Source organism: Wenyingzhuangia sp. IMCC45574 (genome assembly GCF_054182685.1).
Map to the genome: position 1 here is coordinate 3,896,623 of NZ_CM135169.1, position 12,433 is coordinate 3,909,055.

Annotated in this window: 14 protein-coding genes; 4 read left to right on the forward strand and 10 right to left on the reverse strand. The window is 33.0% G+C overall.

What is annotated here, in order from left to right; all coding sequences use genetic code 11:
- Positions 1-4 precede the first annotated feature (4 nt).
- Genes creD through ACXHHC_RS16620 form a run of 3 tightly spaced genes read left to right on the forward strand, consistent with a single transcriptional unit; the run spans position 5 to position 2,455 of the window.
- The gene (gene creD, locus ACXHHC_RS16610; RefSeq protein WP_458227485.1) at positions 5-1,360 is read left to right on the forward strand and encodes a cell envelope integrity protein CreD; all 1,356 of its coding nucleotides are present in this window, start codon (positions 5-7) and stop codon (positions 1,358-1,360) included.
- Entirely contained in the window at positions 1,345-1,746 is a 402-nt protein-coding gene (locus ACXHHC_RS16615; RefSeq protein ID WP_458227486.1) for a ribosomal maturation YjgA family protein, read from the forward strand. The genes creD and ACXHHC_RS16615 overlap by 16 nt, the downstream gene beginning before the upstream one ends.
- Positions 1,736-2,455: a hypothetical protein gene (locus ACXHHC_RS16620; RefSeq protein WP_458227487.1), complete on the forward strand. Its 720-nt coding sequence runs from the start codon at positions 1,736-1,738 to the stop codon at positions 2,453-2,455. The genes ACXHHC_RS16615 and ACXHHC_RS16620 overlap by 11 nt, the downstream gene beginning before the upstream one ends.
- Before the next feature lie 88 nt (positions 2,456-2,543).
- On the opposite strand, the gene gcvP is transcribed toward ACXHHC_RS16620, so the two are convergent.
- Complete coding sequence (gcvP, locus tag ACXHHC_RS16625; protein WP_458227488.1) at positions 2,544-5,393, reverse strand: aminomethyl-transferring glycine dehydrogenase; 2,850 nt, start codon at positions 5,391-5,393, stop codon at positions 2,544-2,546.
- 122 nt (positions 5,394-5,515) lie between these two features.
- On the opposite strand from gcvP, the gene ACXHHC_RS16630 reads away from it, so the two are divergent.
- Positions 5,516-6,325, forward strand: coding sequence for a hypothetical protein (locus ACXHHC_RS16630; protein ID WP_458227489.1), 810 nt, complete (start codon positions 5,516-5,518; stop codon positions 6,323-6,325).
- A gap of 24 nt (positions 6,326-6,349) precedes the next feature.
- On the opposite strand, the gene ACXHHC_RS16635 is transcribed toward ACXHHC_RS16630, so the two are convergent.
- The 9 genes from ACXHHC_RS16635 to ACXHHC_RS16675 all read right to left on the reverse strand — a co-directional run bounded on the left by ACXHHC_RS16635 (position 6,350) and on the right by ACXHHC_RS16675 (position 12,407).
- Positions 6,350-6,685, reverse strand: coding sequence for a hypothetical protein (locus tag ACXHHC_RS16635; RefSeq protein ID WP_458227490.1), 336 nt, complete (start codon positions 6,683-6,685; stop codon positions 6,350-6,352).
- Between the two features lie 426 nt (positions 6,686-7,111).
- Complete coding sequence (locus ACXHHC_RS16640) at positions 7,112-7,927, reverse strand: M23 family metallopeptidase (RefSeq protein ID WP_458227491.1); 816 nt, start codon at positions 7,925-7,927, stop codon at positions 7,112-7,114.
- A 66-nt stretch (positions 7,928-7,993) separates the two neighbouring features.
- Positions 7,994-8,488: a hypothetical protein gene (locus ACXHHC_RS16645; RefSeq protein ID WP_458227492.1), complete on the reverse strand. Its 495-nt coding sequence runs from the start codon at positions 8,486-8,488 to the stop codon at positions 7,994-7,996.
- A gap of 49 nt (positions 8,489-8,537) precedes the next feature.
- Positions 8,538-9,116: a hypothetical protein gene (locus tag ACXHHC_RS16650; protein ID WP_458227493.1), complete on the reverse strand. Its 579-nt coding sequence runs from the start codon at positions 9,114-9,116 to the stop codon at positions 8,538-8,540.
- 210 nt (positions 9,117-9,326) lie between these two features.
- Positions 9,327-9,929, reverse strand: coding sequence for a YceI family protein (locus ACXHHC_RS16655; RefSeq protein WP_458227494.1), 603 nt, complete (start codon positions 9,927-9,929; stop codon positions 9,327-9,329).
- Positions 9,930-10,003: 74 nt separating this feature from the next.
- Positions 10,004-10,282 (reverse strand): acyl-CoA-binding protein, encoded by a 279-nt coding sequence (locus tag ACXHHC_RS16660; RefSeq protein WP_458227495.1) that lies wholly within the window; start codon positions 10,280-10,282, stop codon positions 10,004-10,006.
- 15 nt (positions 10,283-10,297) lie between these two features.
- Positions 10,298-10,975, reverse strand: a complete 678-nt coding sequence (locus ACXHHC_RS16665) for a phosphatidylserine decarboxylase family protein (RefSeq protein WP_458227496.1) — start codon at positions 10,973-10,975, stop codon at positions 10,298-10,300.
- A 3-nt stretch (positions 10,976-10,978) separates the two neighbouring features.
- The gene (locus ACXHHC_RS16670) at positions 10,979-11,803 is read right to left on the reverse strand and encodes a phosphatidate cytidylyltransferase (protein WP_458227497.1); all 825 of its coding nucleotides are present in this window, start codon (positions 11,801-11,803) and stop codon (positions 10,979-10,981) included.
- Positions 11,804-11,813: 10 nt separating this feature from the next.
- A complete protein-coding gene (locus ACXHHC_RS16675; RefSeq protein ID WP_458227498.1) occupies positions 11,814-12,407 on the reverse strand; it encodes a hypothetical protein in 594 nt (197 codons plus the stop codon).
- Positions 12,408-12,433: the final 26 nt, after the last annotated feature.

A 12,433-nucleotide genomic window follows, 5' to 3' on the forward strand; every position in this document is an offset into this window, starting at 1 on the left:
TTTTATGGAAGAGCAAAATCAAAAAGACAGTTTTAAGAATAGCATTACGGCTAAAATGCTATTAACAGGGGCTTTAATCATAGGGTTAATGATTCCCCTACGTTTTGTAAACGACTTGGTTAAGGAGCGTAAGCATAGGAGTGAAGATGTGGTAAAAGACATTAACAGTAGGTGGGGAGAGGAGGTCTTAATTTACGGGCCTATTTTAGAGTTGGAATATTCCCATTTTGAGGAAATAGAAAGATATGATATAGAGAAAAAAGAGAGAGTAAAGGTTGTGAACGAAATCATTAGGAAAGCGTATGCCTTTCCTGATGATTTAACAATCAATGCCAATGCAGATTCCAGAGCAAGGAGTATTGGTAATTACGAGTCGGTGGTTTTCTCTTCTGCAATAGATATTAAGGGAGCTTTTAAAAACTTGGATTTTTCTGATAAGGGAATAGAGGCTAAAAACATTCATTGGGAGAAATCAAGGATTATTATAAAAACGACCAATTTAAGAGGGATTAAGAGCGAAATGGCGATTGGAATTAATCAGGAAAAATTTCCTTTTGAAGCCAATGCTACTAATGTGGCAAAGTTTAAAGGGAAGCAGTTGGTAGAAATGAATACTGCTATGTTAGGATGTACAGCAGAAGAGGTGAGCAAAGGACTTAATTTTGAAATGCAAGTAGCGTATAATGGTAGTGAGCAAATCAACTTTATTCCTATTGGTAAAACCACTAAGGTTGCCATGAAATCTAATTGGCATAGTCCAAGTTTTGTGGGGGAATTTTTACCTAAAGACGATAGAAAAATAACTGATGAAGGTTTTACTGCTGAGTGGCTGGTCTTAGACATCAACCGTCCTTTTTCTCAAAAGTACCTAGCCAGTTTTCCAAGCCTATATGAATTTGCTTTTGGAACGAGGTTAATTGTTCCTGTGGATGAATATCAGCAAACGCAAAGAACCACGAAATACGGAATCTTAATTATTGGATTGACCTTTTTGGCCTTCTTTCTAATTCAGACCCTAAGTAAAATTCACATACATGTATTCCAATATTTAATGATTGGAGTAGCCTTGGTGATGTTCTATACACTACTGCTATCGATCTCAGAACACAGTAATTTCAATCTGGCTTACGGGGTTTCATCTTTGGCTGTTTTTACCATGATTACACTCTATGCCACCTCCATTTTTAAAAACTTTAGATTTCCATTGTTAGTGGGAGGTTCTTTGGCAGGTTTGTATGGTTTTGTGTATGTAATTATTCAGTTAGAGAACTATGCTTTGTTGTTTGGAAGTATTGGTTTGTTTGTGATTTTAGGAATTGTAATGTTTGTTTCAAGAAAAGTAAGATGGGAAGAATTGTAAAATTTAAAAAGAGAGGAGTTTATTTAGTGTTAGCCGTTATTTTGTTAACAGTAGAGTTTTTAATAGAACGAAATTTAAACTCAGGTTTTATACGTTTTTATGTAGGCGATTATTTAGCAGCTGTATTGATATACACATTTGTAATGTTTGTTTTTAAGCCCTATTATTTTTCTGGAGCCATGGCGGTGTTGTTTTTCTGCTATGTAATAGAAGTCTGTCAGTGGGTAGATGTACTCAGTATCTTACGCATTGGGAAATCTAGAATGACCGATGTACTGGTGGGGAATACCTTTTCTTGGTTGGATGTGTTGTGTTATACTTTGGGGATTGCAACTGTTTTTATGGTAGAATTTCAATTTGACAAAGGCATTAGTTATGAAAAATAATATTTCTAGTGTTTTAAGAAAGCTTTTTTTTGAGTTAAAAGGAATTATGATTTTAGCAGGGTTGACATTATTAATATTGATTCTTAGCTTTATTCTGAGGATTGAATTTTTATTATTATTCAGTGCTTTTTTAATGTCTCTTACACTTTTTTTAATATTTATTTTATTCTTTATCGAGATATATAGACGAAACTGGCATGCTGTTTTAGTTTGTTTTTTATTTGGGTTTTTTCTGTTTTTTATATCGTTTGTAGTTTCTTTTTCAGACCCTGATTTTTATGCTGTTCGTTTAGAAATACCTGAAAATATTGAGTTTAAAAAACCACTAGAATTAAAAACAAAAGAAGAATATGAAGATTTAAAGAAATCGAGTTTTTCAGATTTAAGATTCGAACTAATAAATTCTTTTCAACCAGGTATATATGAATATATGTTTTGGTATACCCCAAAGCAAGATGGAAGTGTATATTTAAAAGTGTTTGAGATTACCCAGAATGATCCGCTATCTGTACCAAGGTTAACAGATCGATCTAAGATGAAAGTTGCTAAAGGTGAATCTACGTTAGTGAATAAGGATTTTACTATCTATGAAGGAGATTGGGGACAGTACTATGTTGCTAGAATAGAGGTTTGGTTTGCTCCTGAAAATAATCGAGAAGAGTATAAACTAATTGAAAAAAACTATATAGTAGAAGGTTGGATGCGATAGGTTAGATAACAAGTTTAAATACCATTAAAACGAAAGGCAGCTTGAATAAACAAGCTGCCTTTTCTAAAGCATAAAAAAGTGGGAGTTTTTACGCCTCTATATAGCTCTCAATAGGTTCACAAGAACATATTAAGTTTCTGTCTCCAAACGCATCGTCTACTCTTCTAACCGATGGCCAGAATTTATTTTCAACGATATTATCCATAGGATAAGCGGCTTTTTTTCTTGAGTAAGAAAAATTCCAAGCGTCCGAAGTTAATAAATTTTGTGTATGCGGTGCATTTTTTAACACAGAAGTTTCGTTGTGTAGTTCTAGTTCGTCAATTTCTTCTCTAATGCTTAGTAGTGCATTTATAAATTGATCTAGTTCTTCTTTGTTTTCGCTTTCCGTAGGTTCAATCATAATAGTACCCGCTACAGGGAAAGATACCGTAGGAGCATGGAAACCATAATCCATCAATCTTTTGGCAATATCTGTAACTTCTATTCCTTTGGTTTTAAACTGTCTAAAGTCCACAATCATTTCGTGTGCACAAAAACCATTTTCACCTGTGTATAAAATATCAAAAGCAGGTTCTAATTTGTTTTTAATGTAGTTGGCATTTAAAATGGCATTTTCTGTAGCGGCTTTCAATCCATCAGCCCCTAACATTTTAATATATCCATAAGAAATTAAACAAACTAATGCAGAACCCCAAGGAGCCGCAGACACAGCTTTAATAGCGGTATCTCCTCCAGTTTCTATTACTGGGTTGGATGGTAAGAAAGGAGCTAAGTGCTCTACCACACAAATAGGACCTACACCAGGACCTCCACCTCCGTGAGGAATGGCAAAAGTTTTATGTAGGTTTAAGTGACAAACATCAGCACCAATAACCGCAGGATTTGTCAATCCAACTTGTGCATTCATATTAGCACCGTCCATGTATACTTGTCCTCCGTTATCGTGAATAATCTGAGTAACTTCTTGTATACCTCTTTCAAATACTCCATGTGTAGAAGGATAGGTTACCATTAAACAAGATAAATTGTCTTTGTGTAACAAGGCCTTTTCTCTTAGGTCATCAATGTCTATATTTCCTTCTTCGGTAGCTTTGGTAACCACTACTTTCATTCCAGCCATTACAGCAGAAGCAGGGTTGGTACCATGTGCAGAAGATGGAATTAAACAGATGTTTCTATGGTGATCTCCTCTAGATTCGTGATATGCTTTAATCACCAATAAACCAGCATATTCTCCTTGTGCTCCTGAATTTGGTTGTAAAGAAGTAGCGTAGAAACCAGTAATCTCGTTTAAGTCCTTTTCTAGACCCTTTAACATTTCTTGGTATCCTTGCGCTTGCTCTACAGGAACAAAAGGGTGAATATTCCCCCAGTTTGGCCAACTTAACGGTAGCATTTCACTTGCAGCATTTAGTTTCATGGTACAAGATCCTAAAGAAATCATAGAGTGGTTTAAAGACAAGTCTTTACGCTCTAATTTCTTAATATAACGCATCATAGCCGTTTCTGAGTGATGCTTGTTAAATACCTCGTGACTTAAATAGTCGCTAGTACGGTTAAATTCGGGTTTTACTTCTATAGGTAGGATTGCATCTAACACAATTGTTTCTTTACCAATAGCATTGGCAAAAATTTCTATAATCTGGTTGATGTCTTCTAAGTTGGTAGTTTCGTTAATAGAAACACTAACAGACGATTCAGAATTGTATAAGAAGTTTACCTTTTGATTCTCTGCCAATACCTTTACTTTACTAGCAGATGGTACGGTAATATTTAACGTATCAAAGAAGATAGGGTTTACTTGTTCTAAACCTAATTCTTTAATAGCTAGGTTTAGGGTGTATGCTTTGTTTAAAATATTCTGAGCAATGTATTTTAATCCTTTTGGACCATGGAAAACACCGTACATACCTGCCATTACTGCTAATAAAACTTGTGCAGTACAAATGTTAGATGTGGCTTTTTCTCTTTTAATATGTTGCTCTCTGGTTTGCAAAGCCATACGTAGAGCTCTGTTTCCATCAATATCTTTGGTTACCCCAATAATACGTCCCGGAATAGATCTTTTATAAGCTTCTTTCGTTGCAAAGTAAGCCGCATGAGGCCCTCCGTATCCCATTGGAATACCAAAACGCTGTGTAGTTCCTACTACAACATCGGCACCCCATTCTCCAGGAGGTGTTAATAGTGTTAAACTTAATAAGTCTGCAGCAACAGCAACTCTAGCTTCTACTTGGTTTGCATTTGCTACAAAACTAGTGTAGTCTACTACTTTACCATTTTTACCAGGGTATTGTACCAAGGCTCCAAATACTTCCGTAGTAAACTCAAAAGTGTCGTGATCTCCAATAATCAATTCTATGTTTAATGGAGTGGCACGTGTTTCTAGAATATCTAATGTTTGTGGCAATACATTCTCCGATACAAAGAACTGTAACGCGTTGCTCTTTTTCTGGTTTCTACTTCTTGTATTGAACAAAAGAAGCATGGCTTCGGCAGCCGCAGTTCCTTCGTCTAATAAAGAAGCATTGGCAATCTCCATCCCTGTTAAATCGGTTACCATGGTTTGGTAGTTTAGCAAAGCCTCTAATCTACCTTGTGCAATTTCTGCTTGGTAAGGAGTGTAGGCAGTGTACCAACCTGGATTTTCCAAAATATTTCTCTGGATAACACCAGGAGTGATGGTAGGGTGGTATCCCAATCCAATATAATTTCTAAACAGCTGATTTTTTACCGAGAGTTGTTGAATATGATTTAAGTATTCATATTCACTCATCGGAGCATCCAATTGTAAATTTCTTTCCAATCGAATATTTTCTGGGATGGTTAAGTTGATTAACTCATCAATAGTGTTTAGTTTTAAGGCTTCTAAAAGTTGATTTTGTTCCAACTCGCTAGAACCTATGTGTCTTTGTGAAAAAACATCCGTTTTCATACTCAGTAGTAGTCGTATTTTAGCGAGTACAAAAATACGCAATGAAATGTTTTTTGCGCTAAATGTTAAGAAAATGTTATTATCAATTTTTAGCGCTATTTTGTTGATAACTATTGTTTTAAATGAGTTGGTTGAAAAAAATAACAGAGTTTTACATCTACAGTAACCTGCATGTGTCTTTTGCGGTGGCTTGTTTTGCCTTAGTAACAGGAAAATTGTTTCATGTTAATGTTAGGCTAGAAGCTTTATTTTTAGCTTGTGCTACGTTTATTGCGTATCACTTTATTCGGTTTATGAATCGTACCAAATATGGTAAAGCTCACTTGTTAGACCACTTTAGTAATACTTATAAAAAACTGATACAGTTGTTGTTACTTGTTAGTACAGGCGTTAATTTGTACTTGTTAACCTACTTAGAACTAGCTCAGATTTTACGATTGCTTCCTTTTGGAGTTTTAACACTTTTATATGCCGTTAGTTTTATAAAAATAAAAGGGAGTAGCTACTCTATTCGCTACCTACCCGGACTTAAAATATTTATTATAGCTACAGTGTGGGCTGGGGTAGTGGTGTTCTTTCCTTTAGAGGTACACAAGCAATCTTTGTGGTTTTTTCTAGAGTTGTTACTATTTGTAGTAGTCCTTACCCTTCCTTTTGATATTAGAGATGTAGATTTTGATAAAGAAAGTGTGAAAACAATCCCTATGGTATTGGGCTTACAGAAAACAAAGCTCTTAGGTCTTGTGTTAAGCCTAGTTTCTGTAGGAGTCCATTATTGTACTTTTACCACACAAGGGCTGTGGGAGTATGTAATAACAACCCTAGTATTGTTATTATTGCTATGGAAAAGTACCAGCCAGCAATCTAAGTATTATGCTTCTTTTTGGGTAGAGGGAATTCCTATATTGTGGTTTTTGTTGATGGTTTTATAAGGTATTAAGGTTGTATGTATTTTACTATTTTCGTCTGATAGTGTAGGAATTAAATGTCTTAATAGCTCTTTGTTCTTGTTGCGAAAACAAAACAGGAATTAACCCACTCAATGTACTGATATATCCATATCTCCAAAGTGCAATTGTAGCAATAAGACCTAAAAGTATTCCTATTCCAATAATTATATAATTGACTTCAGCTACAACTTCGTTGACATGTATTTTCTGGTTTGTGGCACAATACTTACAGTTTAGCACAAACTCTTCTCCTTTTTCCATCTCTAAATCGGGTCTGGTTTGTGCCCAAGATTTTATGCCGATACTTTTTTTACATGATGGACAAGAGGTTTGTAGTTTCATTGGAATTTTTTAAACAAAGATATAAGTATAATAATTTTATACAATAAATGCCGTTAATTAGAGTTCAAACTTAAATTAAGGATTCTATATCAAAAGTATTTTTGTAGTCCTTACCCTTCCTTTTGATATTAGAGATGTAGATTTTGATAAAGAAAGTGTGAAAACAATCCCTATGGTGTTGGGCTTGCAGAAAACAAAGCTCTTAGGTCTTGTGTTAAGCCTAGTTTCTGTAGGAGTCCATTATTGTACTTTTACCACACAAGGGCTGTGGGAGCATGTAATAACAATCCTAGTATTGTTATTATTGCTATGGAAAAGTACCAGCCAGCAATCTAAGTATTATGCTTCTTTTTGGGTAGAGGGAATTCCTATATTGTGGTTTTTGTTGATGGTTTTATGTTAGCTAAGATTCATCTCTTTTAAGAATTAATAATTCTTACTATAATGTTCCCCTTCTTTTAAATACACCGCTTTTTTACCATCATTAATAAGAAACTTAGTTTTTAAGCTGATGGATTTTTCTAAAGGTCTTCTATATACAATAAAATGCAAGTGCGGACCAGAACTAAAGCCTGTGTTCCCACTAAGTCCTAGTAGCTCTCCTTTTTTAATAATGGCTCCTTCTTTAACCCAAGCCCCATATTGTTTTATGTGGGTGTATTCTGCAAAGGTTCCGTCTGAATGATATATGGTAATGTAATTGTTGAATTCCTCACAACCTTTTTCTGTACAGTGTTTCTTATTGTTTTCTACCACTCTAATAACAATTCCCTCTCTAGCAGCTAAAATTTGGGTTCCTGTTTTTAAACCAAAATCCAATGCATTTTTGTTTTTATGAGAAAAAGCTCCGTTGTACCCTTGGTTGATTTTAATCCTCATTCCTTTTTTAAAAGGTAGTGAATACAGGTAATCTTTATCGTAGTCTGTTTTAAAGTGATCTCCCCAGTTGGAATTGGTATTGTAATGAAAACTGTTTTTTTTATCAGGGTCTTTAATTTTAAGACGTAGGATTAAAAAACGATCTACTCTAGCGGGAACCACAAAAATTTGAGGGTTCTTGGCAGAAGATTGCAGGTTTATGAGTTTATCAAAATGAAGTTTAATGCTCCCCGGACAGTACTCATCGTTATTCACAAAAAAATTGTAACCTCCTTTTGTTTTTTCGAAATAGACTTTTATTTTGTTCTCTGCAAAAGTTGTTAAGCTTATAAAGAATAGCAACGAAAGGAATTTGGTTTTCATTTTAGGACAAACAGTTTTGAAGAGTTTAAAAATAGGAATAAAATATAGGAGTTTGGTGATAAGTGATTACTTGATTTTTGGAAGGTTGATTTCAATGATTTTTTTTCTCTCTTTCATTTCTTTGAGGTAGTTTACTTTATTCTTAGATGTGTTTTTACATTTTTGTAAGTGTATTTTGTCATCCACAAAATAATACTCTGACTTCCATAGTAGTTCTTGTCCTTTCCAAAGGTTTTTCCGGATGCTACAAAAAACTAATTTACCCTTTAGATAATAATATTTCTCTATAAAGTAATTTTTACGAATTCCATCGTTTTGTTTTACCAAAGTCAATTCGTTTTCTTTGTTAGAGAAAGCTTGAAGGTAGCTGCCTCCTATATTTACAATCTTAGAATTGTTGTTATTGGTAGTAGGTTTTCGTTTGTTGTCTGTAATAGAATCAAGTACCTCTTTTTTTATTTCTAGAATGTTGTGTTCAAAATGGCCATGATACATTTCTTTTAGATTTTCTTCTTTAATTGATGCTACATAGTTTTTTATTTCCTCAATTTTAGTATTCAATGCATTTTGAGAAAATAAAAAATTAACAAAAAAGAAAAGTAGGAGTGTATTATAGTATTTTAACATTATTCAGTTTTTCAATTAATCTATATTTTATTTCCAAATCATTTTTCATTTCTTTTATTCCATTTCTAGCCATTATATAGGGGTGTACACATAGAAAATAGATAAATAAGGTAATGATAATAGGTGGTAAGTAATAGTTCATTTCAATTTTATCATCTGAAATAGCTATCAAAAAAGATTCAATGATTAATAACAATATTGTCAGTAAGTAGATAAAAAATACGACAAGCCTAATAACAAGTTGTAAGCTTCCCATTCCTTGAATAAGTGTTTTGATATTTAAAGTATTATTCTCTTGTTCAAATTCAGCTTTTGCAATAGTGAAAAAATTGGAAAGTAATTTATCTATATTGTAATTTTCTCTAATTTTAAAACTATTAGGTTTAATATCTCCTACATAGTGTTTTTTAGAGTTTGAGATAATATCAAGGATTATAAGTAAAGGTGAGTAATAACCTTTTGAGGTAATTTTTTCAAATTCGTAAACGAAAGTTTCTTTTTGAATTTTCAATTCACAATCGAAAGTTTCCAGCATTTTAAATTTTTCAAGAAGCTTTTTCATTTTAGCTAATTTATTTATGAGTATAGATTCTTTGTGTTTTCTAGGATACATACCTTCCTAATAATTAAAATCTATCATTCTTAATTAGTGATAAATGTACCATTTTAACAGCAAAAATATTTGCCTAAACAAACAGAATTAGCCACTGTTTTTTCCATAAAAAAAGCTTCACAAAATGTGAAGCTTTTTTATCTAATTATGTGTGTAGAATTATCTAAAATTCAATACTGCATCTATGTCTACTAAGTTCCAAGTTTTACTAACACCATCTTCTCCAGTATGCAATAATTCGCATGCTTTGTGTAAAGAAGCCAAGGCTGTTTCTGCATGCCAAGCATTAATATCTAACGTAGCTTTTAAGTAAGATGTTTTTCCCTGAGTTTCTAAAGTAAATGGTAAGTCGTGTGTTTCGTTGTTCATTGTTAACGATACAATTCCACCAGTAGCAGAAGCAGAAGTTACTTTACCAGATAACAATGCTGTATTGTCCATAAGACCAAAGAATAAAGATTTTAACTTAGCATCTCTAACTCCGTTGTTACTAAAAATACTACTTACAGGTATAGAGAATTCAACACCGTTTAAAGCTTCTGTTAAAGTTGCTGCAGGTTTATTACCAGTAACGTTAACTTTTTGGAATTGTCCTTTAACTCCTGTTTTGTTGGTAAATTTGTAACCTACCCAGTTTACAATTACAGTTTCTGCATCTAGCTGAACCGTGTTAGGATCGGTAGTTGTTGTAGCTTCTTTTTTTTGGTCTTTACAAGCTGTTAAGGTTACAACAGCTAATAAAATAAGAGCGATTTTTTTCATGTTGTTAATTTATAATTTGTTCTTAAAATTAATTTAAAATAAGGTTAGACACTTTATAAATAAAAGTAATTTGATTAGTCTATCTTTTGGTTGGTGTATTTCTCTACCAATTTAATGTATTCTTCTTGAGCTTCTTCTGGAGAAATTCCCCTTAACTGCATCCAAGCATTAAACTTAAAAGTGTTTCTTACATCACTTTGTATGTTGGCATTAAAACTAAAGTTATCTCCTTTGGTGGCTTGTTTAAAATAGGCGTAAAACTCTAACATTACGTCTGGTGGTAATGGTTCCATATCTAAAGCTATATGCACAGCTTTGTTAAAACGTTTTTTTAATGCTGAATCGTTTTCCATAAACTAAGCGGACTCTTATAAAGTAGCAATTATATTTTCTGCTCCTTTTACTTTCTGATCTAAAGATACATTTATTTTAGCATCTAAAGGAAGGAAAATATCTACACGAGATCCAAATTTAATAAAACCTGCATCTGTTCCTTGTGTTACTTTTTCTCCTTCTTTTGCGTAGTTAACAATTCTTTTTGCCAATGCACCAGCTATTTGTCGGTACAATACAGGTCCAAAAGTTTCGTTTTCTACAACAATAGTAGTTCTTTCGTTTTCTTCTGATGCTTTAGGGTGCCATGCTACTAAAAATTTACCAGGATGGTACTTGCTAAATTTTACCAATCCGCTTAAAGGGTAACGCGTAACGTGTACATTTAAGGGACTCATAAAAATAGAAACCTGAATTCTTTTGTCTTTAAAGTATTCGTTTTCTTCTACCTCTTCAATTACTACTACTTTACCATCTACAGGTGCTACAATATGACTGTCTGATAATTTGGTAGGTCTTTTAGGGTTTCTAAAGAACTGTAATACAATTACAACAAAGAAAAGTAGAATCGCATAAATTGGGTACTGAATCCAAGGTAATACATTGCCAGGAATGTCTGGGAAAATAAAGTACAAGAAATAAGTAAAATCTGCTAGAATAAATGCGGATACAAGCGTGGCTATAATAATTAATTTTCCTTCTTTATGAAACATAGTTTAATACATTAAGTGTAAATAATAATAAATAAAAGGTGATGCAAATATAAGACTATCAAAACGATCTAGTATACCTCCGTGCCCAGGAATAATGTTTCCAGAGTCTTTAATTTTAACGGCTCTTTTAAACATAGATTCTATTAAATCTCCAATACTTCCCATAACACTTACTACTATACTTAAGCCCATCCAAGCCCACATACTGTGCTGTGTAAAATAAAGCGATAAAATATACGCAGTTACCAAGGTCATAATAACTCCACCTATAGAACCTTCTATTGTTTTTTTAGGAGATATTCGTTTAAATAGTTTGTGTTTTCCTATAGCTCTACCAGTTAAATAAGCAAAGGTGTCTGTAGACCATATTAAAATTAAACAGCCTAAGATTACTTGCCCATCGTATTGGGTGTTGCTATTAATGTATGGAATGGTGGCTATAATAGTAAATGGTAAAATAGCGTAGATATAGGTAATAAAAATTTTACCCAAATACTTAAAAGGTTTTTTAATGTCTTTAGAAAACAAGCTAATTAAGAAAAAGCTAAATAATATAAAGTATTGAGCACTGTGTTGGTATTTTCCAATATAAAATTCAAAAAACTCAGATTTTCCTTGTGCTAAATAGAGCGATCCTTCTGAAAATAGAAAGTATACACTTGCTAATACATAGAGTAGTGGAGAATTAATTTTAGCCATTTTCTGAAATTCATAGACTGCCAATAAACAGAATATAAAAAACAAGATATGAAAGGTAAAAGGGCTGTATAATATAGCTCCTATTAATAGGGCTATAAACACAATTCCCGATAGTGCTCTTTGTAACATAGTCTTTTAGTTATAAGTCTTCTACTAAGATTAGGTAAAGGTTTTTTGAGTTTGACAAACCGTAATTCATAAAATTTTTGTCTGTATTTTCTACAGCGTAGTTTTTTATTTCACTAATGTTTGTTGGTAATTTTCCTGTAGAGTTCGCTTTAATTCCAGTTAAGCCTTCGCCAGTGTTTTTTACAATCTGACTCGCGTAAGCCATCACAATAAAGTTTTCGTTCAAGTCACGCAACTTCATTTCTCCCAGTTGATTAGAGGAAAGCAAAATATTTCCAGATCCTGCAATTAAATGTTCGCAGCTTGTAAAAAAAGGAAATTCCTGTTTAGAACTAGCAATGTTTATATTTAATTGTTTACAGGTGTTAAGCATATTGTCTTTTAAACAAGAAAGTTGTTCCCATTGATTTTCTTTTAGAATATCTGTAAGCGTAATCAGGGCTTCTTCTTGAGAAACACAGTAAATAAATTTCCCTCCTTTTTCAATAAAGTTGTGTACAAACAAATCATCTAAAGATGAAATCTCCTGTTTTTCTGGAGTTGTTTCTTCTTTAGATGACTCATTATTCTCTGAAATGTTAAATAGTTTTTTAAAAAAATTCATTTCATATAGTAGGGATGCTTCGTTAA